Annotated in this window: 27 protein-coding genes, 2 tRNA genes and 1 pseudogene; 14 read left to right on the top strand and 16 right to left on the bottom strand. The window is 69.0% G+C overall.

The window, feature by feature from the left end; genetic code table 11:
- Positions 1–16: 16 nt before the first annotated feature.
- From AC08OO_RS07815 to AC08OO_RS07850, 8 genes are all read right to left on the bottom strand, one after another.
- Positions 17–694 carry a 3'-5' exonuclease gene (locus AC08OO_RS07815; RefSeq protein ID WP_476611608.1) on the bottom strand — a complete coding sequence of 226 codons (678 nt, stop codon included), beginning with the start codon at positions 692–694 and terminating at the stop codon, positions 17–19.
- Positions 695–718: 24 nt separating this feature from the next.
- Entirely contained in the window at positions 719–1,078 is a 360-nt protein-coding gene (locus AC08OO_RS07820; RefSeq protein ID WP_476611607.1) for a hypothetical protein, read from the bottom strand.
- 216 nt (positions 1,079–1,294) lie between these two features.
- Positions 1,295–1,780, bottom strand: coding sequence for a hypothetical protein (locus AC08OO_RS07825; RefSeq protein ID WP_476611606.1), 486 nt, complete (start codon positions 1,778–1,780; stop codon positions 1,295–1,297).
- Complete coding sequence (locus AC08OO_RS07830) at positions 1,780–2,019, bottom strand: hypothetical protein (protein ID WP_476611605.1); 240 nt, start codon at positions 2,017–2,019, stop codon at positions 1,780–1,782. The genes AC08OO_RS07825 and AC08OO_RS07830 overlap by 1 nt, the downstream gene beginning before the upstream one ends.
- Positions 2,016–2,507, bottom strand: a complete 492-nt coding sequence (locus AC08OO_RS07835; RefSeq protein WP_476618376.1) for a transcriptional regulator — start codon at positions 2,505–2,507, stop codon at positions 2,016–2,018. The genes AC08OO_RS07830 and AC08OO_RS07835 overlap by 4 nt, the downstream gene beginning before the upstream one ends.
- Entirely contained in the window at positions 2,504–2,842 is a 339-nt protein-coding gene (locus AC08OO_RS07840) for a hypothetical protein (RefSeq protein ID WP_476611603.1), read from the bottom strand. Before AC08OO_RS07840 ends, AC08OO_RS07835 begins: the two co-directional genes overlap by 4 nt.
- 75 nt (positions 2,843–2,917) lie before the next feature.
- Entirely contained in the window at positions 2,918–3,283 is a 366-nt protein-coding gene (locus AC08OO_RS07845) for a hypothetical protein (protein ID WP_476611602.1), read from the bottom strand.
- Positions 3,280–3,522, bottom strand: coding sequence for a helix-turn-helix domain-containing protein (locus AC08OO_RS07850; protein ID WP_476611601.1), 243 nt, complete (start codon positions 3,520–3,522; stop codon positions 3,280–3,282). Before AC08OO_RS07850 ends, AC08OO_RS07845 begins: the two co-directional genes overlap by 4 nt.
- A 102-nt stretch (positions 3,523–3,624) precedes the next feature.
- Here AC08OO_RS07850 and AC08OO_RS07855 point away from each other — a divergent pair, with 102 nt between their 5' ends.
- The 3 genes from AC08OO_RS07855 to AC08OO_RS07865 all read left to right on the top strand — a co-directional run bounded on the left by AC08OO_RS07855 (position 3,625) and on the right by AC08OO_RS07865 (position 6,081).
- Positions 3,625–4,134: a helix-turn-helix domain-containing protein gene (locus tag AC08OO_RS07855; protein WP_476611600.1), complete on the top strand. Its 510-nt coding sequence runs from the start codon at positions 3,625–3,627 to the stop codon at positions 4,132–4,134.
- Positions 4,135–4,265: 131 nt separating this feature from the next.
- Complete coding sequence (locus tag AC08OO_RS07860; protein ID WP_476611599.1) at positions 4,266–5,588, top strand: helix-turn-helix domain-containing protein; 1,323 nt, start codon at positions 4,266–4,268, stop codon at positions 5,586–5,588.
- Between the two features lie 91 nt (positions 5,589–5,679).
- Positions 5,680–6,081 carry a hypothetical protein gene (locus AC08OO_RS07865; protein ID WP_476611598.1) on the top strand — a complete coding sequence of 134 codons (402 nt, stop codon included), beginning with the start codon at positions 5,680–5,682 and terminating at the stop codon, positions 6,079–6,081.
- Positions 6,082–6,755: 674 nt separating this feature from the next.
- On the opposite strand, the gene AC08OO_RS07870 is transcribed toward AC08OO_RS07865, so the two are convergent.
- The 6 genes from AC08OO_RS07870 to AC08OO_RS07895 all read right to left on the bottom strand — a co-directional run bounded on the left by AC08OO_RS07870 (position 6,756) and on the right by AC08OO_RS07895 (position 10,271).
- Complete coding sequence (locus AC08OO_RS07870; protein WP_476610086.1) at positions 6,756–6,959, bottom strand: hypothetical protein; 204 nt, start codon at positions 6,957–6,959, stop codon at positions 6,756–6,758.
- On the bottom strand, positions 6,956–7,195 hold the full coding sequence (locus AC08OO_RS07875; RefSeq protein ID WP_476610087.1) for a hypothetical protein: 240 nt from the start codon (positions 7,193–7,195) through the stop codon (positions 6,956–6,958). Before AC08OO_RS07875 ends, AC08OO_RS07870 begins: the two co-directional genes overlap by 4 nt.
- Before the next feature lie 814 nt (positions 7,196–8,009).
- The gene (locus AC08OO_RS07880) at positions 8,010–8,231 is read right to left on the bottom strand and encodes a hypothetical protein (protein WP_476610088.1); all 222 of its coding nucleotides are present in this window, start codon (positions 8,229–8,231) and stop codon (positions 8,010–8,012) included.
- Positions 8,232–8,625: 394 nt separating this feature from the next.
- Complete coding sequence (locus tag AC08OO_RS07885) at positions 8,626–9,666, bottom strand: tyrosine-type recombinase/integrase (protein WP_476618377.1); 1,041 nt, start codon at positions 9,664–9,666, stop codon at positions 8,626–8,628.
- An 88-nt stretch (positions 9,667–9,754) separates the two neighbouring features.
- Positions 9,755–9,827: transfer RNA gene (locus tag AC08OO_RS07890), tRNA-Arg, on the bottom strand.
- 219 nt (positions 9,828–10,046) lie between these two features.
- Positions 10,047–10,271 carry a DUF3039 domain-containing protein gene (locus AC08OO_RS07895; RefSeq protein WP_023839854.1) on the bottom strand — a complete coding sequence of 75 codons (225 nt, stop codon included), beginning with the start codon at positions 10,269–10,271 and terminating at the stop codon, positions 10,047–10,049.
- A gap of 276 nt (positions 10,272–10,547) precedes the next feature.
- Between AC08OO_RS07895 and AC08OO_RS07900 the strand changes: the two genes are divergently transcribed.
- On the top strand, positions 10,548–11,240 hold the full coding sequence (locus AC08OO_RS07900; protein ID WP_476610090.1) for a metal-dependent transcriptional regulator: 693 nt from the start codon (positions 10,548–10,550) through the stop codon (positions 11,238–11,240).
- Between the two features lie 59 nt (positions 11,241–11,299).
- On the opposite strand, the gene AC08OO_RS07905 is transcribed toward AC08OO_RS07900, so the two are convergent.
- Positions 11,300–12,685, bottom strand: a complete 1,386-nt coding sequence (locus AC08OO_RS07905) for a C40 family peptidase (RefSeq protein ID WP_476610091.1) — start codon at positions 12,683–12,685, stop codon at positions 11,300–11,302.
- A gap of 264 nt (positions 12,686–12,949) precedes the next feature.
- Between AC08OO_RS07905 and AC08OO_RS07910 the strand changes: the two genes are divergently transcribed.
- The 5 genes and pseudogenes from AC08OO_RS07910 to AC08OO_RS07930 all read left to right on the top strand — a co-directional run bounded on the left by AC08OO_RS07910 (position 12,950) and on the right by AC08OO_RS07930 (position 18,683).
- Positions 12,950–14,239 (top strand): ammonium transporter, encoded by a 1,290-nt coding sequence (locus AC08OO_RS07910; RefSeq protein WP_476607559.1) that lies wholly within the window; start codon positions 12,950–12,952, stop codon positions 14,237–14,239.
- Positions 14,236–14,577 (top strand): P-II family nitrogen regulator, encoded by a 342-nt coding sequence (locus AC08OO_RS07915; RefSeq protein WP_011434886.1) that lies wholly within the window; start codon positions 14,236–14,238, stop codon positions 14,575–14,577. The genes AC08OO_RS07910 and AC08OO_RS07915 overlap by 4 nt, the downstream gene beginning before the upstream one ends.
- A gap of 272 nt (positions 14,578–14,849) precedes the next feature.
- Positions 14,850–17,207, top strand: a complete 2,358-nt coding sequence (locus tag AC08OO_RS07920; protein WP_476610092.1) for a [protein-PII] uridylyltransferase — start codon at positions 14,850–14,852, stop codon at positions 17,205–17,207.
- 74 nt (positions 17,208–17,281) lie between these two features.
- A tRNA-Ser gene (locus tag AC08OO_RS07925) sits at positions 17,282–17,372 on the top strand.
- Between the two features lie 245 nt (positions 17,373–17,617).
- A pseudogene (locus AC08OO_RS07930) lies at positions 17,618–18,683 on the top strand (integrase core domain-containing protein).
- 162 nt (positions 18,684–18,845) lie between these two features.
- Here AC08OO_RS07930 and lysS read toward each other — a convergent pair.
- The gene (gene lysS / locus AC08OO_RS07935) at positions 18,846–20,297 is read right to left on the bottom strand and encodes a lysine--tRNA ligase (RefSeq protein WP_476610093.1); all 1,452 of its coding nucleotides are present in this window, start codon (positions 20,295–20,297) and stop codon (positions 18,846–18,848) included.
- Between the two features lie 268 nt (positions 20,298–20,565).
- Between lysS and AC08OO_RS07940 the strand changes: the two genes are divergently transcribed.
- The 5 genes from AC08OO_RS07940 to AC08OO_RS07960 all read left to right on the top strand — a co-directional run bounded on the left by AC08OO_RS07940 (position 20,566) and on the right by AC08OO_RS07960 (position 24,877).
- Positions 20,566–20,967 carry a hypothetical protein gene (locus AC08OO_RS07940; protein ID WP_476610094.1) on the top strand — a complete coding sequence of 134 codons (402 nt, stop codon included), beginning with the start codon at positions 20,566–20,568 and terminating at the stop codon, positions 20,965–20,967.
- The gene (locus AC08OO_RS07945; RefSeq protein ID WP_476610095.1) at positions 20,931–21,452 is read left to right on the top strand and encodes a glycosyltransferase; all 522 of its coding nucleotides are present in this window, start codon (positions 20,931–20,933) and stop codon (positions 21,450–21,452) included. The genes AC08OO_RS07940 and AC08OO_RS07945 overlap by 37 nt, the downstream gene beginning before the upstream one ends.
- 383 nt (positions 21,453–21,835) lie before the next feature.
- Entirely contained in the window at positions 21,836–22,006 is a 171-nt protein-coding gene (locus tag AC08OO_RS07950; protein ID WP_476610096.1) for a hypothetical protein, read from the top strand.
- A gap of 657 nt (positions 22,007–22,663) precedes the next feature.
- On the top strand, positions 22,664–24,397 hold the full coding sequence (locus tag AC08OO_RS07955; RefSeq protein ID WP_476610097.1) for a RyR domain-containing protein: 1,734 nt from the start codon (positions 22,664–22,666) through the stop codon (positions 24,395–24,397).
- A gap of 12 nt (positions 24,398–24,409) precedes the next feature.
- Positions 24,410–24,877, top strand: coding sequence for a GGDEF domain-containing protein (locus tag AC08OO_RS07960; protein ID WP_476610098.1), 468 nt, complete (start codon positions 24,410–24,412; stop codon positions 24,875–24,877).
- Positions 24,878–24,942 lie beyond the last annotated feature (65 nt).

Genomic DNA, 24,942 nt, shown 5'->3' on the forward strand with positions numbered 1-24,942 from the left:
AGCCGGACCGGCGCCGTCACCGCGCACCGCTCGTCACTCGGTCGAACAGGTCGCGGGCGAACCGGGCGTCGCCGAGGGCGGTGTGACGGTCCTGCGGGTCCATGGTCACGCCGAGCGCCGCGGCCAGAGCTGATGACGACCACGGCAGGGTGGCCAGGTGCGCCATCGCGCCGGCGTTCACGACGGCGGCCGCGTACCGGCCGTGCAGGTAGCCGGCCACCATCGCGCCGACGTCAACGACCCGGTAGTGCCAGGCCGGGCCCTGCCCATGAGCACGCAGCCAGCGGCCTAGCATCTTGGCGTCGAACGCGGGATTGCAGCCGATCAGCACCGCGCCGGCGGTGATCCGCGCGACGGACGCGGCGGTCGTCTGCGCTGCGGACCAACGCCACCGGTCCGAGCGGGAGTCCACGCCGGCGAGGTTCGCCGCGCCGCCGTCCATCAGGTCGGCCGGCGGCTGCAGAAACCGGGTGCGCTGGTAGTAGCGGCCGATCGACAGCGCCGCCGGGTCCGCGACGGCCAACCTCGGGTGCACGGCGTACAGGTGCTCGACATCGACCAGGCCGGCGGACACGTCTCGGACGATGAGCGCGATCTCCCACGGCTCGTGCCGGTCGACGTCGAGACCGGTCGTTTCGGTGTCCACGAACACGATCCGGCCCTGCGGCGGGCCGGCCCCCTCCACTGCGGTCATACTCGGTACCTCTCGTCGGGCCGGTCAGATCCGGCCGGGTCTGCGCCGACGGTGATGCGCAGCGCCTGGGCAGTCAGCAAAGTGGGCCCGCCACCGGCGGCCGGAGGCCGACGGGGCGGGGTTGATGTGGGCGATCGGTGCGGCGCCGTCCCGGACGACGGCGACGCTGCCATTCGGATCCGGTGCCGCGCTGAGTGGCATCCACTCGGGCGGATCCCGCATGGTGAGCACCCACAGGAGTGGGGCGCCGCAGGAGCTGCAGATGCGGGGCCGCCTGGACGCGCCAGCCCGCCAAGCGGCCTCGCGGCGGCGGCGCAGCTCACGCCGCGCCGCCGCCTCCATTTCGGCGATCTCCGCCAGTGGGAGCGCGTCCTGGTCAGCCACGTACGGGGATGCCGTCCAGGGCGCAAATGCAGGATCCGGGGATAGCGGTCGTGCGACCCGGGTCATCCAGGCCGGGCTGCACGAGCCGGACAGACACCCACGTCACCGCCCGGCCGCATGGGCACGGCGCGGTGTAGCTGACCTGCTCGATGGGACGCTCCCCGGTCGGCGCGGCCAGGCGGAACCGGGATGCGAGGGATGCGGGAGACGTGGCGATCACGCCGAGACTCCGATCGCTGTAGCGAGCGCGGCGAGACCGGACTCGCGCAGACTCCACCGGCCGCCGTCGCCGCGGTGCAGCCGGCGTGCACGTCCTTGCGTGACACACCACGCTTCCACTCGCGGCTGGGCGGCGCCGAGCCGACGCGCGATCTCCGGCACGTGCACGTCGGCATCAACTCGGGCCGGAGTGGTGAGTGCCATCGCAGTCCAGACCTCCCGGTCGGCCAGCGGGCTGCAGAGGAGGGCCAGTGCGTGCCAGCTCCCCTGCTCGGTGGGGCACCACAGTCCGTCCTGCGACGGGACTGCCAGGAGGGCCCGTGCGACGAGGACGCTGAGGCGGATGAGGAGGTCGTGCCGGTCCACGCTCCCGGCTGGCGCGTCCAGCTGGCCCGCGATGGCCTCGAGGTCGGCGCCGCGCTGCTGCGCGGCGAGGATCGCCGCCCACAGCTCCCGTGTGGTGACGTCGTCGATCCGGCGCATCACGCGGCTGGCCGGAACACGACCCGGTAGACCATGCCACGGGGGGTGCGCTGCTGCGCGAGCACACCGACGGCAGCGAGCACATGCAGCCACCGGGCGACATCATCGGCCTCCGTCTGGAGGCGGTCCGCCACCAGGCGGGCGGTAAACCCGTCCGTCCCTGCCGCCGCGCGGCGGTCCTCCGCCCACAGCAGGGCACGCTGGAGCCGGCGTGCTCCGATCTTGTCCAGGTGCGTCATCGCGCCACTCCCGCCATCTCGTCGCGCTCACGTAGGGCACCCCAGCGGCGCAGCGCACCGAGCGTCACGGCCGGGCTGGTGCCGTACAGCACCCCCAGCGCGTACAGGTCGCTGCCGCGGACGGTCAGGACCTGACCGGCCCAGTCACCACGGACGGTCCGGATCCGCCGGACCCACCCGCGCAGCGGGTCCACATGCCCAGGCGCCGCAGCGAGCGCCTCCAGGTCGAACGCGAGCGGCGGCAGATCGACCACATCAGGCCGGGTGAGGATGAACGCCTGAACCGGCACCCGGTAAATCTCCGCGATCTCCTTCAAGCGGCCAACGGTTACAGCCCGTCGGGCACACTCATAGCTCGCCAGCGCGGGCCCTGTAACCCGACCACCGGACAGCTCCCGGACGCCCTCCCGGGAGAGCCCCTGCTGGACACGGACATGGCGGAGCCGCTCACCAACAGCCACGGCAAGCTCCTGCTCCTGGCCCGTCATGACCGGGCCCCCACGGGTCGGCGCTGCTGAAACCAGGGCGACACCGGGCCCGGGGAGACGGACACCGCGATGTCCGGCCGGGCCGGCGGATCCGGGACCAGCTGGCACAGAAGACGGCCCACCTCCACCATCTGCCGGCCCAGGCCGGCGACGTCGACGGGCAGTGTCGCGACAGCGGAGACAAGGTCCCGCCAGAGATGGGGCCGCATCCCGTCCGGTGCGTCCGGAGCGAGGTCGCGGACCATGTCGAGCTGCACCCCGACCGGCACGGCCGGCCGGGTCGCGAGGAGCAGCAGCGCACGCCGCCGGTCCTCACGTCGGTCATGTAGCGTCATTGATTAACTCCTGTTGAGTTCGGGGGCCACACAGATCCCGCTCGTCCCGCCCCCCCATCGGGGCGAGCGGGGTTTTCACTCCGCCCCGCCGGCTCCACCGAGATCGCGCGCCGCGAGGAACTCGGTCCAGGTCGTCGGCGCGGGCCCCTCCGGAGCCGGCTTCGCCGGCTGCTTCGCCGGCTTCGGTGCACGCCGCTCTCGCGCCGTCCGGACCCGGGCCAGAGACACCCGGGCCATCTGCTCGGACAGCGCTGCCTTGACCTTCGCGGCCCGGATCGTCGGATCCAGGACACCGTCCGGGTCGACCGCCCGTTCGAAGCGTGCGAGGAATGCGGCCCGGGCCGGCGCGGTCATCGCCTGCGGCGACTCCGCCTGGCGGACACGCGCATGTCCGCCGATCTGCGCGACCAGACGGCGCGTCGTCGGATCCGGGCGGGTCACTGCGGGACGCTCGCCGCGTCGACCTCCGCCGAGTCCAGGTCGGGCGCGAACGATCCGAGGCATGCCTCCAGGCGACGGAGGAGCTGGACTGAGACGCGCGTTCGGTGACCGTTCTCGACCTTCGACAGATACCCCTGGTTCATGCCGATCTTGTCGGCGAGCTCGTGCTGGAGCAGCCGCTTTGCAAGGCGTCGACGGCGTAGCTCGTCGCCGTCGATCCGCACCGTGGAACTGGCCATGTAGGCATCATGCAGGCATCTCGTGGCATAAAGCAAGGTAGATAGTGGTCAACTTTGCGCCAACGATCACTTTGGCTCGTGGTGTCTTTGAGATGCCTCGTCATGCCTGGCACCCTTCGAGGTGTGGCCACAGTGGATCTCGACGACGATGCGCGGGTGCGACTCGCGGCGGCCGTGCGTAACCGCCGTGCCGAGCTGCGGCTGACGCAACATGAGACAGCGGACCGTGGCGGCCTTTCGGATGCCACCCTGAACCGCATCGAGAACGGGAAGGCCCAATCGGTGAGCCCCGCGACGCTTGCCGGTCTCGACGTCGGCCTGTACTGGCAGGGCCGGCTGGGGGACCAGCCAGGCTCGGCCGAGATGGTCATTCTCGGCGGAAGCCCGCTGCCGGCCGACCACCCGCGAGCGGTCATCGCCGAGGTCACCGACGATCAAGGCGTCCGTCGCCAGCGCGTCGACGCCGGTCCGTCGAGGCTGCCGGACGCGATTGCGGAGCTCCACGAACGATGGGAGGCGGCGTGGACGAAGCTGAGCCGCGATCCGGATGCAGCCGAAGCGATCCTTTTACTCATTGATAGGATTTTTGGTTCACTACATCCCGAGACATGATGTCACGTTCCGGCTAAGGTCTGTTGCTGCGCTCATAGTGCTGATCCGAGTACACAAAGCGGATGTGCGCTAGCGAGTGACTTCCGCTCACCCATGTGAGTTGTTGGACTCACATACCCCCTGGAGCCGGGATGGATGACCCCTCCGCCGCTTTCGCCGCCGAACTCCGCCGCTTGCGCATAATCGCGGGTCTCACGCAGCAGGAGCTCGCGGCCCGCCTGGGCTACACATCTGGGCGAACGATGATCTCGAAGGCTGAGAACGCGAGGGAGGTCCCATCCGCGGACTTCGCCGCGGCCCTCGATCGCGAGCTCAGCGCGGGCGGCATGCTCCTCGCGCTGCGGCGAGACGCCCACGCCCACGGACTCCGTCGCCAGGCCGACGCCCTGTCGGGCATCCCTCACCCCATGGCGCCCATGGACGTTGGCTCACTCCGCGGGGGACCCTGGTCCTACCAACCAGAGGCGGAGATGGACGTGGACCCGGACCGGCGTGAATTTAACCTGTCGCTAGCAATGATCTTCTCGTCCGCCGGCGAGGCCAGTCGAGCAATGGCGACGGCGGATCCCCTCCCGCTAACTCTCGAAGACATCGAGGCCGAGGCTGAGGCCGTCCGAGACGGCATCTGCGACGTGCCGCATGACGTCCTGCTGGCTCGCGCGATGCGCGGTTGGCACAGGGCGGACAGCTATCTATATCGCCGGGTCAGTACCGATGCGCGTAAGAGCTTGCTCCTGAGCGCCGGCATGCTGGCATGCAGCTGTGCGTCCCTGGGTCGCTGGATCGGGGACGGTGATATTGCCCGGCGGATGGGGACGCTCGCCGGGCAGTACTCTGCCCAGTCGGGCGATCCGATCCTGGTCGGTCAGGTAGCTGCGCTGCGGAGCCGGATCGCGTTCGATGCGAAGCAGTTCGCCAAGGCCGCCGACATCGCCGCCGCTGCGCGGGGGATTGCGCACCCTGGTCAGCGTGCTCGGCTGTCCGCATACCAGGCCGAGGCGCTCGCCGCCGGTGGGCGCGAGCGAGAGGCCCGCGCCGCCTTGGCCGACATGCGCGCCGACTCGCCGCGTGCCACCCGCTGGACCGACGGCGACGTGATGATCTACTCGGCGGTATCGCTTGCCGAACTTGGAGATACGCGGCCCGCGGCGGACCTGGCGCAGCGGTACGCGGTAGGCGGTGATAACGACCTTCAGGGTGTTGGATGGGCGTACGTCACGGTCGGCCGCTGCTTTATCGATCAAGAGAGGCCGGATCCCGTCGCCGCGGCCGACGCGGGGATGCTCGCCCTCGGGAAAACGTCAACTATGCCGGATCTGAACGTCATAGGGCGGGCGAGCGCGTTGCACGCCACCCTTGTCCGGCGTTGGCCGGATCTTGCGCAGGTCGCCGAGCTAGGCGATGCGCTCCAAGGCGCCCGATCGGCCCTCGCTGGCATGGCGGCGAGCACCTGATGGCCCTCGAGCGAGGATCCCGCCGGACCTGGCTACCTGACAAACCGCTACCATCTGCCCTCCGACATGTACAGATCGAGGGGGATCCAAGATGAAGCGATTGGCCGTCCTGCCCGTCCTGGCGGGCGTCCTGGCCGCGTGCAGCGGGAGCGCCGACGAGGCGACGCCTGCGCCGACGTCGGTGGCCGCGAGCATCGCGCCAGCTGCGGGTAGCGGCGTGTTCAGCAGCGTGCATGACTCCGCGGCGGCCGCGGCGTTCGTCGCCGCGTTCCGAGCGCAGTTCCCCAGGCTCGCGGATGGCCGGAGTGACTCCGGGATCCGGAACGACGTCACCCATGTCTGCGTTGATGATCTACGTTCGGGCGGAGAGCAGCTCGCCCTGGCCCGCATCCCCTCGCGGTTCGAGCGTAACGGGATCACACCCGACCAGGGAACCTCGTCGGCGATCCTCACCCTGGCGAAGACGGTCTGCAACACAGTGCCGGCACAGTAGTCCAGGACAGCCCGAGACCCCCGCCTGAAGGGGATAGAAGGCGGGGACCTCGGGGGCGTGGGCGGGCCGGCCGTGTTTCGGCGTGCCCGGGGTCAGACTGGGCCCTGGCGGCGCTCCTCCGGCGTGCCGGGCAGTGGCGGCGGCTCGGAGCCCGGCCCATATCCGGGCGCCCAGACGTCTTGGTAATGCGGACAGCGTCGTGGCGCCGGCTGGAGACCCAAGCCCTTCAGGGTCACTTCCTGGTTGCCCTTCCGCGCGTTCGCCCGTGCGGCGGCATTGGCCCGCCGGCACTTGTTGCAGCTTACGAACAGCGCATGGACCTCCGGCGGCGGACCGGCCGGCTCCGTCTCCTCCCGTTCGGGCTCGTCGGCGGTCATCTCTTGGGGGTCTTTCCCGAGCCGCCGCAGGTGGGACATTTCTGGGTGTGATCGCCCGCGAATGTGCCATCTTCGTCGAGCTCGGCCTGCGGACGCCCAACCGACCCGCTCCCGTTACATGTCGTGCACGTCATCGTTCCTCGGTCCACGGACTCGGCCGGGTCGAAGCTCATCGATTTTCCGCCGCGCTTCTGCCCGCTGCGCCCGGTACTGGACCCGCCGTCGGTATTACCACGTTTGTCCTTGTGCTTCGGCTTCTGCACCATGCTGCCTCCCGTCCCTCCGTTTGCATTGCTGCTAGATCGTGCTGGCGAACCGGCCGGCCTTGATGGTCTCGTGGAGCGTCGCCCACTGGGCCCAGCTCAGCCGGAGCAACCCGCCACCGGCGCGCAAGATCACCCCGCCGTCGGAAAATGCCAGCTCGACGGGGGTCTCCCCCGCGTCGGCGGCGCGAGGCCAGGTGGCGCCGAGGAGGATGCCGTCGGCGGGCGTGCTCGTCATCGTCTGCTCCTGGGTCTGGTCAGGCGCGGGTCGGGTTTCGCGAGGGTGGCGGGCAGGACCAGGTGGCCGCCGCCAGGGTGGTGGTCGCGCGCCCAGGCCTCGGCGGCCCGGGCGGAGGCGAACAGGACGGTCATGGACTCCGGCTGGCCGCCGGGCCCGGTGTGCAGCACCCCGTACATCACCGGGGACTCCGCCGTCGCACGTGGCGTGTCGTCCGCGTTGATCTTTGTTGCCATAGCGCGCCTGGTTACCGACTGTTCCATGGTCGCCCCCATCTGCAACGTGGTGAGCCCATAAGACCTCGCCGGCCGTGGGCCATCAAGGGCGTGACCCCTCGTCACTCACATGTGAGAAATCCAGCTCACATGTGCAATGGATCAATCACCATTTCCGATAGCTAATTGGCCTTTGTATACGTAACGTCACCAATTGGACAACGCGCAAACATGCCGCGTGCACGATAGGTGCGCGGTCGTGGTCGTACCGTTAGATTCCCCCCTCAAAATCAATGAGGGGGAAACATGCAGGTAGAGGCCAGCACGGACTCCACTGCGGTTGTGGAGCGCGACGGCGATCTCGTATTGATGGTGGCTGGCCCTATGGCGGAGGCAGATCTCCGCGCGCTACGCGCCGTGCTCGCACCAGTCGCCGGTCGCATCGTCCGGCGCGTCATCCGGCCCGCCGGCCAGCACGCCGACGGACTCTGATGATCAGCGGGGCACCGTAGTGCGCCATGGCCTGCTACAGGGCAGGTGGACAGTCCACCCCGCGCATGCAGGAGCACGCTCGTACCGTCCCTCGCGTGCCACCCCGACCCCGTGACGAGATCATCACAATCGGGGATCTGGAAGACGCCGTGGATATCGACCAGTTGCGCGATCTCCTCGGGCCGACGACCCGGCACGGGCAGCGCGTAGCCCGCTCCTACGCCCAGGTGATCGCGGGCAGGAAAAATTTTCCGGACCCAATCGTGGACAGACGAAATCTCCGGCTGTGGCTGCGACGTGACGTTGAGGCGTGGATGGACCGATACCGGCCGGGGTGGCGCGGCTAGGGCTGATCGGCGCCGCCCCCTGGGGCGGAGAACCGGAGAACGGTGATGTCGTCGAGTCGCGCCGCTGCGGGCACATACAGGGCGATCTTCAGGCCGAGCTCGGACGCGGTGATACCCGCGTCGACGTAGACCTCGGTCGCCCCGTCGGATGTTCGGACGCTGACGCCAGGCCACGCCGCGTGGACCTCGCCGGCGGCGCCCGGGGATGATGGAGTCATCGCGGGTTCCCTCCCTACAGGGTTCCTGCCTCAGCCCGTCCGGCGGTCACACGCCGGGCGGGCTTTCTCATTGTGTTCGGTCCGTGACGTTACACGCCGGGTTTCACCCTGGCGATCCCCAGGGTGCAAGTCGCCAGGGTGAGACCGTGGGCCGGCTCATCTCCATCTCCGATGTTGCGGATCTCCTCACCCCAACGTCACCCACCGGGACGGTGTCGCGGGCGCGCGCCGATCAGATCAGCCGGCGCCCCACGTTCCCCGCACCCGCCCAGGTCGGGCGTACTGGCCGACTGTGGGACGAGGACGAAGTGCTCGCATGGATCGCCGAGCATCGGCACCCTGGACGCGGCGGGGGCTGATCAGCCGGCAGGCACCACCGAAGCCCCGTCCCGCGTCAGATCCGGTCCCCGAGGGCGAGCCGCTCGTGAGCGGCCTGGGCGCGGCGGGCGCGCCAGATGCGGGCGTACACCCGGGCCATCTCCAGGTCCTCCCAGCCCATGTGATCGGCCAGTGCCTGCAGGTCTCCCCCGGCCATGAGCCAGTCGTGCGCGAGGGTGTGCCGGAACACGTGCGGGTGGATCGGCACGCCGGCTGCGCAGCCGCGGCGCACGATCACCTGGTACACCCCGTCCGCCGTCATCGGCTCCCGGTTGCGGTCGCCCAGCCAGAGCTGCGGCTCGGCCCGGTACTTGTGGGTGGCTCGGCTGCGCAGGTACCGGTTCAGGGACAGCGCGGTCTTGTTCCCAATCGCGACTATCCGCTCTTTGTCGCCCTTGCCGATCACGCGCAGGCGCCGGCGGGTGAGGTCGACGGAGTCGAGGGTGAGGCCGGCGATCTCGGACCGGCGGCCGCCGGTGTCGGCGAAGACGCGGATGAGCGCGTCGTCCCGCCGGTCGGCGAACGCCCGGCCCTTGCAGGTGGCGACGAGGGCGGCGAGCTGGTCGAGCTCGAGTGTGGGCACGAGCCTGGTGCCGATCTTCGGCTGTTCCATCCTCGCCATGGGCGAAGCCTCGATCTCGTCCTCATCGATCAGGTACTCGAAGAACTGCTGCAGAGCCCTGTACACCTGGTTCAGGTAGGAGTCGGAGCGGCCGCCCGGGCGGCGCTCGGTGGGCTCGGTGGCGAACGTGATGAGGAACCGCTCGATGTGGGCGCGGCTGATCTGCTCGGGTGCTTCGGGCCGGTAGAGGACCGTGGTGGTCTCCCCCGCGTCGGCGGCGCGTCGGCGGGCGGCGCGGCGTTCGGCCGAGGTCGTGGGGAGCGCGTGGCCGGCCGGCGCGGCGGGTAGGGGTGTCAGCCAGTTCACGAAATGTGTGCCGGCGTCGGCATACAGCTGGCGTGTCTTCGGGGCACGCCCCTTGGCCTCAAGGGCCTGATCCCAGCCGGTCAGCAGCAGCCGCCAGAGGGCCGGAACCCCATCCACAAGATCAACCATGGAAAGGCATGTTAGTACGCCCGTATACGCAGAGCTTGACCAGGCTCATGCCTGTTAGTAAGGTGCGTGCCTGGTCAGCCGTGCGAAGTGCCCCAGGCAGGAATCGGACCTGCGGCCTACCGCTTAGGAGGCGGTCGCTCTATCCACTGAGCTACTGGGGCCGGCGAGGGACACCGGGTCTGGCTCGTGCAACAGATCATACGGGGCCGCGGAGCAGCCGGCCCGAGGAGACACCGTGGATCCCGATCGGCAGGGGCATCCGCACACCGTCCACAGCCCGCCGGCACGCTCGATCTACCGCAACGACCGATTATTACCGAAGGCTAATGACCGCCATCGAGGACCGTGGCCGCCCGGCACTGTGTACCGGCGCAGCGCGATCAGCCGAACTGCTCGGCCATCTCGACGAGTTCCTTGCATTTCGGACAGATCGGGAAACGCGAGGGGTCCCGCACCGGTTCGAACTTGTAGCCGCACAACGCCGTAACCCGGCCACCCTCGATGGACGCGCGAACGATCTCCTCACGACGAGCGTAGTGAGAGTGATCGTCACCTTCGTCCGTCTGGGTGTTCGATGTCTCGGGCGCGATCTGAGTCGTGCTCATGGCGTCGAGTCTAGTGCCGCGGGCGCCGATGCCGGCCCTGGGTGCAAGCCCGCGCGCGGGACGGGTGCCGCACGAGGACACGCCGCCGGACCGAGGCCATACCCGCCGGACCGAGGCCATGGAACACGTCGTGGAACACGTCGTGGAACACCGACCCCGGTCCGGGGGAAGGGGCCGACGGGACATCGAAACCGGCCAGCCGGCATGGTCTTCGGGGGGCAGATGGCTCTTGTGAGTCCCAGGCTGAGCGTACCCTGGAGAGGACGAAGGAGACCGGTGACTGGATTGATCGACAGTACCGAGATGTACCTCCGAACCCTGTACGAGCTGAGGGAGGAGGGCATCCCCCCGCTGCGCGCGCGTCTGGTGGAGCGCCTGCATGTCAGCGCGCCGGCCGCGAGCGAGTCGACGGCTCGTCTGGCCAACGAGGGGCTGGTGTGCCTCGCCGACGACCGGACCGTGCAGTTCACGGAGAAGGGCCTGCTGCGGGCCACCGCCGTCATGCGCAAGCACCGCTTGGCCGAGCTGCTGCTCACGAAGGTCATCGGGTTGGACTGGGCGCTGGTACACAACGAGGCCTGTCGGTGGGAGCATGTAATCTCCGACGAGGTCGAGGCGCGCCTCACCGTCCTGCTCGGCGATCCGAAGCGCTGCCCGTTCGGTAACGAGATCCCGCCTTCCCAGCAGCACCCCACCACGGCACGGCCGGCTTCCGCCCCGGTGAGCCTACTGGCGTCGGCCGACCTCGCCTCGTCCGGCGGTGGCAGGCCGGTCACGGTGAGCTGGATCTCCGAGCGGTTGCAGACGGACGAAAGCATCATGCGCCGGCTTCAGGACGCCGCGATCGTCCCCGGTGCGCAGATCACGCCGGGCTCCCGCGGCAACCTGATCCACATCGTCGCTCCCAACGGCCAGACCGACGCGGAGATCAGCCGTAGCACCGCGGCTCTCGTTTACGTCGACCGCTGAGTCGACCACTGAGTCGTCGCCGTCGCCGTCCTGATCGCTTCCGCCAGCGGCCGATGGTGTCACGCTCCCGGCCGCACACCCCCCCGGAAGCTCGACCACCAGATCTTCTCCACCTTGACCACCTCCCCGGTCCGCGGAGCATGGATCATCTTCCCGCCCCCGATGTAGATCCCGACATGATCAAGATCGGCATGGAAGAAGACGAGATCGCCGGGAATGAGGCCCGCACGGTTCACGCGGCGCCCCTCATTCCATTGTGATCCGGTGTAGTGGCTCAGCGACACCCCGGCCTTCCCCCAGACCCACTGCGTCAGGCCGGAGCAGTCGAAGGACTTCGGCCCCGCCGCGGCCCACACGTAGGGCTTGCCCAGCTGGGCGTATGCCTCCTGCACCGCGCGCGACGCGCCACCGCCGCCCGTCGGCGGGATGGGTGCCGGGGTAGTCGGGGCCGGGGTAGTCGGGGCCGCTGCGAACGCCCGGCCCGCGGCTGCGACCGCGGCCGACTCCTTCCGATAACGGACCCGTTCGGCCGCGGCCTTCCTGGCCGCCGATGCCGCGGCGGCGGCCGCCGCCGCCCTGCGGGCCCGCGCGGCGGCGGCCTGGCGTTCCCTGGCCTGCCGCTCCAGCAATGCGTAGCGGGATTCGAGCCGCTGCAGCAGGCTGCGCTGCTCGGCGGCGGACGCCTCGATGGACCGCTTCCGTGCGGCGAGCCGCATGACGATCTTCCTCTTGCCCGCAAGTGCCACGTCAGCGCTCCGGCGTGCCTCGGTGAGATCCCGACGCGCGAGCCGCAGGCCGGTGTCCGCCACGCGTTGCCGGCGGGCCAGCGCATCGACCGCACCGGCCCGGTCGAGTACCTGTCGGGGATCGCCAGTCAGCAGCAACGACAGTTGCCCGAATCCCCCGGCCCGATTCGCCGACACCGCCAACCCCCGGTGTTTGTCCGAGGCCTGCCGTACAGCATCGTCAGCGCGGTCGACCCGCCCGGCCGCGGCTGCCGCGGCCCGCTCGGCCTCGGCCAGCCGAATACGTTCGGCGTTGAACACCTCAGTGGCAATCGCCGTCTGACGAGTGGATTCGTCCAGCCGTACCCGGGTACCGTTGATCTCCGCCTGCAGGCTCTGCAGGCTCTCCGGGGCCGGCCCGGAGGCCGGAGTCGTCGGCGCCGCCCAGGCGGATCCGGCAAATCCCCAGACAACCGGAGGTCCGGCGACGAGAATGCCGACCAGTCCGAGAACAATGGGCGCTCCGGCTTTCGGACGCCATCCGGTCGGATCGTTCCCGGTCGGCTGGGGATCGTCGGTCGGGCCGGCGGCGGGAGTCTGCCTTGCGGCGTGTTTCGAAGTTCGCCGGCCGAACCCGGATGGCGGGACATCACGGGGACGGCGGGGCCCGGGGCGCGGTTCGCCGGCGCTATGCCAGCCCTCCGTGGGGACACTGCTCACACCGCCGGACGGTAACTCTATGCAGTTATACAGTCACGGAAGCACGCCGTGACGAGCGGAGAGTCTCCAAGCACCCACCGCCAGCCGATGAGATCGGGTCACAGGCCACCCAATTTAGCGATTTCACATGCCAGAAACAGCTAAGACACAGGTCGGGAACAGATCTTGCCGACTCTTCGGACCCGAGGATCCGGGACGAGCGCAGCGTGGCCGGGGACCGGGTGAGCGCAGTCCGCGCATCGCGCGGGGAATGACAGGAGAGACATGGACAAATTGAATTCGGGCGATACCGCGTGGATGCTCATCAGTTCCGCGATCGTGCTGTTCATGACGCCCGGACTGGCGTTCTTCTACGGTGGCATGGTCCGAGCGAAGAACGTGCTCGGAATGATCATGCAGAACTTCTTCTGCATCGGGATCGTCACGCTGATCTGGTCGGTCATCGGGTTCAGCGTCGCGTTCGGCGAGGGTAACGGCTTCTGGGGCGGATTCGACTTCTTCGCTCTCCAGGACCTCTCCGGCAGCGACGGCGCGATCCCGTACGTCGTGTTCGTCGCCTTCCAGCTGATGTTCGCGATCATCACGCCCGCCCTCATCACCGGCGCGATCGCCGATCGCATGAAGTTCAGCGCCTTCGCGATCTTCATCCCGCTCTGGTCGCTGCTGGTCTACTCGCCGATCGCACACTGGGTGTGGGCGAGCAAGGGCTGGTTGTTCGAGCGCGGCGCGATGGACTTCGCGGGCGGCACGGTCGTCCACGCCAACGCCGGTATCGCGGCGATCGTGCTGGCGCTGGTCCTCGGCAAGCGGGCCGGTTGGCCGACCGGCGACTTCCGCCCCCACAACGTCCCGTTCGTTCTCCTGGGCACCGGCATCCTGTGGGTCGGATGGTTCGGGTTCAACGCGGGTTCCGCGCTGGGCGCCAACAAGGTCGCCGGATACGCCCTGCTCAACACCCAGATCGCGACCGGCGTCGCGATCCTCGGATGGCTCGCGGTCGAGCAGCTGCGCGACGGCAAGGCGACCACCCTGGGAGCCGCGTCCGGCGCGGTCGCGGGTCTGGTGGCCATCACCCCGGCCTGTGGTTTCGTCTCTCCGATGGGTTCGATCGCCGTCGGCGGCATCGCCGGCGTCGTCTGCGCCCTGGCCACCTCGATCAAGGGCAAGGTCGGCATCGACGACTCGCTCGACGTCGGTGCGGTCCACCTGGTCGGCGGTGTGCTCGGAGCCCTGCTGACCGGCCTCTTCGCCAGCGTCGACACGAACGAGGCCGGCAAGGACGGTGTCTTCTACGGCGGCCCGTGGAGCGTCTTCGGGGAGCAGGCACTCGCCGTCGGCGCGACGCTGGGCTACTCGGCCGTCGTGACGGCGATCATCGCTCTCGCCCTGAAGTACACCATCGGTCTCCGGCTGAACGCCGACGACGAGATCGCCGGCATGGACGAGGCGTTGCACGGGGAGACGGCGTACCGCTTCACGTCCATCGGCGGTAGCGGCTCGCTGTCCACGAGCAGCATCAGCCCCGTCAAGGTGCCCGAGGAGGCCCAGGCATGACCAAGCTCGTCACCGCCGTCATCAAGCCGTTCAAGGTCGACGACGTGAAGGCGGCGCTCGAGACCCTGGGCGTGCACGGACTGACGATCTCCGAGGTCCAGGGCTACGGCCGGCAGAAGGGCCACACCGAGGTCTACCGCGGCGCCGAGTACAAGGTCGACTTCGTGCCAAAGATCAAGATCGAGGTGGTCGTCGCGGACGGGGCGGTCGACGATCTGGTCGCGGCGATCACGTCGTCGGCGCAGACCGGCAAGATCGGCGACGGCAAGATCTGGGTCGTTCCGGTCGAGTCGGTGGTACGGGTCCGTACCGGCGAGCGGGGGGCGGACGCGCTGTAGTAGTGCCGGGCGTGGCAACGCCACCGCGGCACGGCTCCATCGCACCACCCGACTCCATCCATCACTTCCATCCATCACTGTTACCACGCACCCCCGGCACCACGCACCCCCGGCACCACGCACCACCCGCGACACCGCACGACCTGGTACCACCCGAGACCACAGTTGCGCTGGTGCGCGTTTCTGTGTCCTCGGCTCGGCGCTCCACTGGCCGTGATCGATCCGGACCCGAGATCGATCACGGCCAGACGGCCGAACGGAGGAGGACAGCCATGACGGACCGCCTGGAGATCCTCAAGGGCCGCTCCGAGCACCTGCCCACGGCGACCGGCCCACGGCTGCGCCGCATCCTCACCGACCTCGCCGACGATGCCCTGGTCGACCTGTTCGGCGAGGTCGGACCGGGAATCGCCCTGGTGGCCGTCGGCGGCTACGGACGCGCGGAACCCGCGTTCGGCAGCGATCTCGACCTCGTCCTCGTCCACGACGGCAAACGGAACGACATCTCCGCCGTCGCCGACGCGGTCTGGTATCCGCTGTGGGATTCGGGGGTGGGCCTCGATCACAGCGTGCGCACCGTCGACGAGGCCATCATGGTAGCCGACGGTGACCTCAAGGCCGCGCTCGGCCTGCTCGACGCCCGCCACGTCGCGGGTGACGCGACGCTGGCCACGCAGCTCGCCCAGCGGGCTCGCGCCCGGTGGCGGTCCCATGCCCCGAAACGACTACCCGAGCTCGCCGAGGCCGTTGCGGAACGGGCCACCCGGCTCGGTGAGGTCGCGTTCCTGCTCGAACCCGACCTGAAGGAATCCCGCGGCGGGCTGCGTGATGTCCATGCCCTGCACGCCCTCGCGGCGGCCTGGGTCGCCGAGTCCCCCTCCGCGCGGGTGATCGCCGCCGGTCAGGTGCTGCTCGATGCCCGCGGCGAGATCCGCCGGCTGAGCCGGGGACGAGCCCACGATCGGCTCCTGCTCCAGGACTCCGAGTCGCTCGCCACCATGCTCGGCTACGCCGACGCGTTCGCGCTCGCGCACGCGGTCGCCGACGCCGGACGCGCCATCTCCTGGACCTGGGACACCACCTGGTACCGGGTCGCGGCCGGCCTGCGGTCGGTGGCGCGGTGGCGCGGTGGCAGCCGGCGGCCGGCCCGCCGCCCCCTCGGCGAAGGGGTGGTCGACCAGGACGGCGAGGTCCAGCTCGCCCGGGACGTCGATCCGGCGAAGGACCCGGTCCTGGTGCTGCGGGCCGCCGCCGCGGCCGCACGAAGCGGGCTCCCGTTGGGCCGCTACGCCGTCGACCGGCTGGCCCGGGAGGCCCCACCGATGCCCGACCCCTGGCCTGACGCCGCCCGTGACGCGCTGGTCGCGCTGCTGGCCACCGGCGACGCGGCCGTGGGGGTGCTGGAATCCCTCGACCAGGTGGGGCTGCTCGTCCGGCTCATCCCGGAGTGGGCGGCGGTGCGCAGCAGACCGCAACGCAATCCCTACCACCGCTATACCGTCGACCGACATCTGCTGGAGGCCGCGGCGCGGGCCGCCGCGCACACCCGCGAGGTGGACCGGCCGGATCTGTTGCTGCTCGGCGCCCTCCTGCACGATATCGGTAAGGGCTTCCCCGGCGACCACACCGAGGCGGGCATCGTGCAGATCGAACGGATCGGCCCGCGGCTGGGCCTGCCGCCCGAGGACGTCGACGTGCTTGTCGCCATGGTCCGCCACCACCTGCTTCTCGGCGAGGCCGCGACCAGGCGGGACATCGACGATCCCGGGACAATCGCGAGCGTCGCCGCGTCCGCCGGCAGCGTGCGGATCCTCACCCTGCTGCACCGACTGACCGAGGCCGACTCCCGGGCCACCGGTCCGACCGCGTGGAACGCCTGGAAGGCGCGGCTGATCGGTGACCTCGTCGAGCGGGCCCGGGCCGTCCTCGGCGGCGAGCGGGTCCCGTGTCCCCCAAGCCTCGACGATCGGCAGCGTGGCCTGCTCGCGCTGCCCGACGAGCACGTCGTCCAGGTCAATCCGCTGCCGGACGAGGGCATGTTCGAGATCGTGGTGGTCAACGCCGACCACGTCGGGCTGCTGGCGATCATCGCTGGTGTCCTCGCGCTGAACCGGTTGGACATCCGGCGGGCCTCGGCCCGGAGGAACGGCGGTCGGGCGCTGCTGCAGGCCGCCGTGGCGGCGCCGCACGAACGAGTACCGGAACCGGCGCGGCTGCTCGCCGACCTGCGGGCCGCGCTCGCCGGCACCCTCGACGTCGCCGGTCGGCTCGCCGTCCGGGAACGCGACTACGCCGGGGCCAGGCGGTGGACCACGCCCGGCGCACCTCAGGTGATCTTCGATGACGACCTGGGATCGATGACCGTGATCGAGGTGCGCGCCCCAGACCAGGCCGGCGTGCTGTACCGGATCGTACGGGCGCTGTCCGGGTTGCGACTCGATGTCGCCACCGCCATCGTCGCGACCCTCGGACTAGACGTGGTGGACGCCTTCTACGTGCGGGAGGCCGATGGTGGTCCGGTGGCGGACGGCGGACGGCGCCGTGAGATCGCGGACGCGATCCTCGCGGCCCTGGGACCGATGGAACCCATAGACCGCGCGGAACCGGCTGGCCGGACCACACAGACGTGATCCAGCCCGCCGGGATCCGCTCGGACCGAGCGTCAGCACCGTCGTGGGAGACGCTATGATGAGCAGGCACGTTGGGAGGCTTCGCCTAGTCCGGTCTATGGCGCCGCACTGCTAATGCGGTTGGGGGCATACACCCCCTCCGGGGTTCAAATCCCCGAGCCTCCGCCCTTCGCGGTCGGGCCCGTCCGTTGTGGACGGGCCTCTGACCAGGAACAATGCTTTCGGCGTCCGAAATCTCCGAGCTGACGCCATCGCCGCTGCGGACATGGTGCGGACGTCGCGTCGTGCGCGGAATTGCTGCGGCCACCGTCTCCGCCGCCTGCTGTCCCGCCGTGTGGGGTGCCAGGAGTCGGCTTGGGCCCGTGAGCTGGGGTTATGCGACAGCGTGGTGGTCGGCATGATGGTCAGCTGTGTCTGTACGCCTGGTCTATCTGATCTTCGTGCGGGTATGTGGCTGGCTGGTGCTGCTCGGTCGTTCGTCGGCGTCGAAGGACATCGAGCTGCTGGTGTTGCGGCATGAGGTCGCGGTGCTACGCCCTACCCAGCCGAGGCCGCGGTGGGACTGGGCGGATCGGGCGGTGCTCGCCGCACTGATCAGGCTTCTCCCCAAGGCGCTGGGAACGCACGGCTGGTCACCCCGGGCACCGTTCTGCGGTGGCACCGGCGTCTGGTCACACGGAAAGGGACCCACCCGCAGCGGACCGGACGGCCACCGATCAGCTCGGAGATCGCCACGCTGATCAAGCGGCTCGCGACCGAGAACACGACATGGGGCTACCAGCGGATCCAGGGCGAGCTCCTCAAACTCGGCCACCGGATGAGCGCCTCCACGATCCGCCGGATCCTGAAGACCCTCGGGCTGCCACCAGCTCCGCAACGGCGGACCGACACGACGTGGCGGCAGTTCCTGTGTACGCGGGCCTCGACAATGCTGGCGGTGGACTTCCTCCACATGGACTGCGCGCTGACGCTGCGGCGTCTGTACTGCTTCTTCGCCATCGAGGTCGGCTCCCGCTCCGTCCACATCCTCGGGGTCACCGCCCACCCCGACGGACCGTGGAGCACCCAACAAGCCCGGAACCTCCTCCTGGACCTCGGTGACCGGGCGGCCGACTTCCGGTTCCTGGTCCGTGACCGCGCCGGACAGTTCACCTCGTCGTTCGACGCGGTCCTCGCCGACGCCGGCATCACCACCGTCACGATCCCACCCCGGACCCCGCGGGCGAACGCCCACGCGGAACGGTTTGTCCGAACCGTCCGGACCGAGGTCACCGACCGGATGCCGATATTCGGGGAGCGGCACCTGCGCGTTGTCCTGGCTGAGTACGCACGGCGCTACGACGGACGACGCCCCACCGCGGCCGCGACCTTCAACCACCACGGCCCGACCACCCCGTCGCGGACCTGAGCCAGGAACGGATCAAACGCCAGCCCGTCCTCGGCGGCCTGATCAACGAATACGAACGAGCCGCCTAAAAGACCAGGCCAACGCCGGTGGCCGAGTTCTCGCACCCCGCACGCGGGCCTTCACCCCCGGCCTGAAGGCCGGAGCACCGGCCCGCACTCTGGTAGCAAGGAGTGGGAGGGCTCTGTAGCGGTCGGCGGCGACGTGTTCGAGAGTTTCTTTAGGGGCCCCCGTCACAGGTCATCTTCAACGGGGGCTGTCTGGTCTTTGTGGGCGCCGCGCATGGTGGGGAAGAGGACGACGTCGCGGAGGGTCGGGGCGCCGGTGAGCAGGGCAACGAACCGGTCGATGCCGAGCCCGAGGCCGGACATCGGGGGCATCCCGTATTCCATGGCCTCGATGAAGTCCTCTTCGAGCATCATGGTCTCGTCGTCGCCGGCCTCCCGCAGCACGGCCTGTTCCTCAAGCCGCTGCCGCTGCTCGGCGGGGTCGACGAGTTCGGAGTAAGCCTTGACGATCTCCACGCCGTTCACCACGACCTGGAACATGTCAAGCGCGGTGGGGTCGGTGTCGCTGCGCCGGGCCAGCGGGACCAGTTCCGCCGGGTGGTGCACGAGGAAGCACGGCTGGACGAGATCGGGTCGGACCGTCTTCTTGTAGAGCAGGTCTACCAGGCCGGCGTAGGACGGGGAGGTCCCGACGTCCAAGCCGAGCTCGGCCACCCGGGCACGCAGAGTGGGAAGATCGCGGACGACGGTGAGGTCGATGCCGGTGCGCCGCTCCACCTCGGCCCGGTAGTCGATCTCCGGCCAGTCTGCGCCGAAGTCGAGCTTGACACCCCCGTAGATAACCGCCCGGGTGCCGAGGACGTCGTCGAGGACCGTGAGGATCAGTTCGCGGACGAAGGCCATGTTGTCGCGGTAGTCCCAGTAGGCGGCGTACCACTCCAGCATCGTGAACTCCTGGAGGTGCGAGGAGTCCATGCCTTCGTTGCGGAAGTTGCGGCCAAGTTCGTAGACGCGGTCGTAGGCGCCGACGACGATCCGCTTGAGATAGGTCTCGGGGGAGATCCGCAGGTAGAAGTCCTCACCGAGAGCGTTGTGCCTGGTGATGAACGGGCGGGCCGCGGCACCGGACGCTGCCTCTTGCAGCATCGGGGTTTCGACTTCGAGGAAGTCGTTGTCGTCAAGGAAACGGCGAATCCGCCTGATGATGTTCGCTCTGGTCTGGAAGCGTTCCCGGGACTCGGCGTTGACAAGCAGGTCGAGGTAGCGGCGGCGGTAACGAGCCTCGACGTTGGACAGGCCCTGCCACTTGTCCGGAAGGGCACGCACGGTCCGGTTCAGCACCGTCATCTCGGAGATGGCGACGGTCCGTTCGCCGCGGCGGGTGGTGTAGAGGCTGCCGGCGATCCCGACGAAGTCGCCGATCTTCACGGCCCGGGAGCATTCCTTGACGACCTCGGCGCCCAGATCAGTCTTGGACAGGGAAACCTGCACCCGGCCGCTACGGTCCTGGAGATGCCCGAAGATCAGCCCGCCCATACGGCGCCACAGGACCACGCGGCCGGCGAGACGGACAGCCGTCCCGTCGGGAGCGGCTGCGGCATCGGCCGCGACCGCGTCGGTCCGGTAGCCGGACCGCGGCCCCGCCACCTCGGTTACCCCGGACTCCTCGATCGACATCAACACACCCTCTTGCCGCAGAAAGCACCAGCTAGCCACGAGGGTGGCGTTTCGTGAACGCTCCCGGGCGGGCCAGATGACGGATCGCCATCCTGCAGATGACTACTCCAGAGATGACTGCCCCAGCCTACCGACCCTCAGCGAACCCGCAGCCGGCGTAGCCCATCCCGACAGTAGTCGATCATGGCTTCCGCCAGATGCCGGTCCCAACGCCGGGCTAGTCGAATGGGTCGCCGGCCGCTGGCGCGGCGGCGCGTCCGTCCATGTCGTGCGCGGGGGACTGGCGCGCACGTGCGGTTGCTGCGCCGGGTACGCCCCGGCCGTCCTGCACGTCAACCGGTGTGTGCCGTGGGCGTGCGCGCCGATGCTGGCCGCCGGCCTGACGGCCGGAGTGGCCGGTTGCGATCTGCGGGTCGTCGCCGTCGATCAGCTTCCGCTGCGGACGACTGACCTGCCGCTGCTCCTGCGGACCAGGGCGCTGTCGCGGCGGGCGGACGCCCGGGTCGCCGTGGGAGCCGGCAACGCGCGACGGGTGGAGGACTTCTACGTCCTGGGACGCGGTTCGGTGCGCAGCATCCCGAATGCTGCCCCCGGCCTCGGCGCCCCGCCACGACGGCCGGCCGGCCCGGCCCGATGGTGGTGGGTAGCCTCGGCCGGCTCGATCGGATGAAGGGCTATGACGTGCTCATCGCAGCTTTGGCCACGATGGACGGGGCGAACGTGGTTGTCGTCGGCGACGGGGCCGAGCGCCGCCAGCTGATCGAACTCGCGGCGGCCAGCGGGGTGGCCGACCGGTTCGCCCTTACCGGCTGGTCCGACGCGGCGCGCGACGCCCTGGCCGGCTTCGACGTCTTCTGCCTGCCGTCCAGGACGGAGGGCTTTCCGCTGGCGATCGTCGAGGCGATGCTACCCGGGCTGCCGGTGGTGGCGACACCGGTCGGCGGCGTCTCCGAAGCAGTGATCGACGGCGAGACCGGGCTGCTCGTGCCCGCCGTCGACCCGGCCGCCCTGGCCGCTGCGCTGTGCCGGCTGCGGGATGATCCGGTCCTGCGCCACCGGCTGGGGAAACGGGCACGCCAGGCGGCCGTGAGCACCTTCACTGACCGCCAGATGGCCCGCGCCTACCTTACGCTCTGGGAACGGTGCCGCTCGTAGCCGCGGGCCTCTCGCCTGCGGCCCGAACCGCCGCGCCCATGACCTTGAACTGACCGTGCATCTGCGGAGCATGTCGGCGAAACGCTCGCCAGCACAGGCCTGGGCGGGTTCGAGTTCTCACCATGCCGGCAGCCTCGCGCTTTCCAGCAGGCCCGAGAACTTGTCCTGGCAGCCGACCGCCAGACACTGCGCCGGACCGCGGGCTCGGCACCGTAGGCTCCGTTCAGGATGGCAGTACGCACCGTGCCGGGCTGCAAGCGCCGCCCGGACGACACACATCATGGCCGCGTTCCTGCGGGAGCACGCCGGCTGGGTGAGCACGCCGGCTGGGTGAGCACGGTGTTGCTGCCGGCTTACACGCCCGAGCTGAATCCGGCGGAGGGGTGTGGTCCCAGCTCAAGCGCACCGCCCTGGTGAACCTGGCCGCCCGCACCCTCGACGATGTCCACCAGGCGGCCAAACACGGACTGAAACGGCTGCAGTACCGGCCCGCGTTGCTGTTGGGGTTCCTCGCCGAAACCGGCCTGGGCTGGGAGGAGCTGCGGCCAACATGACTCCACGCATTGAAGCTCAGTACCTGTGAGTGATGGCTGGCGTTGCGCCACTCGCGTTATCCTGACCCGGCTGAGTAGCGATCAGGTATGGCTGATGGGGACGTTTCGGGTATGACTGACGGGGACGTTCTTGACGGCAACCGGGCAAGGCGGCGTGAGCCGCGCCGTGGTCCGGAGCCTTTCGGCTCAGGCCGGGACCAGCCGCGCGACTCAGACCGGGAGCAGGTGAGCACGGCACACGCCAGGCCGGGGTGGCCGCTTCCGCCGGTTCCTGCCGGGCACCGGTGAGAGGGGTGGGTGTGAGTGCGGCGCCGCGTGCTGCGGAAGGGGGCCATGCCCGGCGAGCCGCCGGCCGCCGGCCGCCGTCGATTCATCCGCTGAATCCTCACCCCGGCGGACCTCGATTCCGTTACTTTCCCGGTCGTCGGAATATCTCGTCGATGAATATCAGGGAGAGATCAATCACGGGTCCGGCTCCCCGACGAAACCTCCCGACGCCCGGTCCCGGGGCCTGGCTGAACTGTTGGCTGGCGGAGGAAACAGGAGGCTGGTAGGCACGTGTTCTATGATGTCCTGCTGATCATTTTTCGGAACATGGAAGGCGCCGTGGTAGTCGTGTCCTCCCGGATGCGCCACCCGGTGCGGACCGTCCGCTGGATGTTCAACGGACTGTTCCAGCCGCCCGCCGGCTGGCGACGCCTATGTCTGCTTGCCGCGGTTTCAGCATTCAGCCTGGGGATGGTCGGGCTCTGGCAGCTGTCCCGAAGCCCCGGCGCCGGCCTCAGCGCCACCGACATCGCCTACGGCAGCCTGGGGCTTTTCTTCGTCCAGCCACCAGACCTGCCCAATGATGTCGGTCTCCCGATCTCCTTTGAGATCGCCCGTTTCCTGGCGCCTGCGGCCACTGCTTATGTACTCGCGGATACGCTGGTCAAACCGATGGCCGCCCTCCAGGCCACGCTGTCCCGGGGGCACGCGGTCATCTGTGGCAGCGGACCGACGGCGCTTGCCTTCGCGGAACGCCTGCGGGCCGCGTCCCGCCAGATTGTACTGATCGATGACGTCGACAGTATCGAAATCGCGGAACACGCCCGCCGTCTTGGTCTGGTCCTGCTACGGGGAGATGCGCGTCGCGGGGATGTGCTACGGCGGGCTGGCGTGGCCCGGGCCGACCAACTGTACGTGTGTGGGACTGCGTCCGGATATAACGCCGCTGTCGTCGCGGCGGCGGAGCAGGTGTCACGCCAGCGCCACCGCCCGCTGACATGCTACGCGGAGGAGTCGGATCCTGACGTGCTCGACGCCCTGTGGACGCTTCTGCTCGGCAGGGAACACATCGGTCGTCTCACGGTCGAGTTCTTCAACACCGCCCGTCTCGGTGCAGGTCTTCTGCTCGACGACGAACGGATCGCGTTCGCGCCCCCTGGTCTGTCCGTCGTGATAGTGGGTATGGGCCCGTTCGGCCGGGAGCTGCTTCTGGAACTCGCGCGGCGCCGCAGAGAGGTAGGTGCGACGTCGCGAATGCAGGTGACCCTCATCGACAAGAATGCCAGCGGTGTACTGAGGCTGCTGCAGACCCGCTATGGCCTCGTCGAGGCGATGGTAGACACCGTCTGCCAGGATACGGGTTCCGACGAGGTCGACCTGAACGGTCTTCTGGATGGATACGCCCCGGAAGGAACCATGCAGTTGGTGTTCATCTGCTACGAGGACGAGGAACTGGCGTTACGCAAGGCTCTTGCGGTGTCCCGGCTGCCCGGACACCGCAAGGTGATCGTTCGGGTGGATCGCATGACTCCCTTCGGGCAGGCCTTCGGTAGCGGTGACGGCGCGCGACCGCTGGACATCCTCTACCGCGGCCTCACCGTTTTTCCGCTGCTGGACCGCGTCTGCGATCCCGACCAGCTACAGGATCCCCAGGTCGAACAGCTCGCCAAAGGAATACACCGAGACTACTGCCGGCGGCGGATGGAAGCCGGCGAAAGACCGGAAGAAAACCGCGCGCTCGTCGCCTGGGAAAATCTCTCGGAGGATTTTCGCAACGCCAACTACGAACAAGCCCGCGACATCCGCCGAAAACTCGACATGATCGGCTGTGGAATCGTTGCCGGCGCTGTCCGAGACGATCCTTTTTCTTTCAGTGTGACCGACGCACAGCACAACGAGGTTGAAATTCTCGCGAAGCGGGAACACGAGCGGTGGATGGTCGAGCGACAGGCCAACGGGTGGCGGTACGGACCACACCGGGACAACGATCGAAAAACTCATCCCATGCTTGTGCCGTGGGACGACCTTGATGCCCCCAGTCGCGAGAAGGACCACGAGACCATCAGGCTGATACCGATGATTCTGGCCGAGGCGGGATTCCATATTGTCCGTCGGCGCAGCTGACCTGCCGACCGTTTGACCCCGCCCTTCCTTGACCTGGATGCATTTCGTCGAGTCAATTTCTCCTTCGGCTGTCCGATGGGCGATGCCGTTCTGGGTGCCGCCCGCCGCTTTTCGAAAATACTCCACCCCGGCGACATTATCGGACGCTGGGGCGGGGACGAATTCGTCATCCTCATCGGACCCGTTACCGCGGCCGAGGCCGCGACCCTGGCCGAGCGGCTCATCTCCTCCTTGGACGAACCGCTGGACGTGCACGGTCATCGGATCAGCATGTCAGTGAGCGTCGGAGTGGCCCTGTCGGCCGGGCCGTCTCCGACCGGCCAGGCACGCTCACCCGAACCTGCGCTCGGTTTACCGATCCCGGCCGACGCTGCCGAGGTGGGTGACGCCATGGTGGAGCTGGCGGGTACGGAGGTGATGCGCACCCGGGCGACGGCACGCACGGTCGGGCGGGAGCATCGTCCTCGCGACTCGCCATGAATCGTCATGGTGGTTTCTGCGCCACCACGTATTTCGACCACAACACCAAGTAGAAGAACTCCCCG

It is taken from the genome of Frankia sp. CeCAU1 (genome assembly GCF_977971845.1).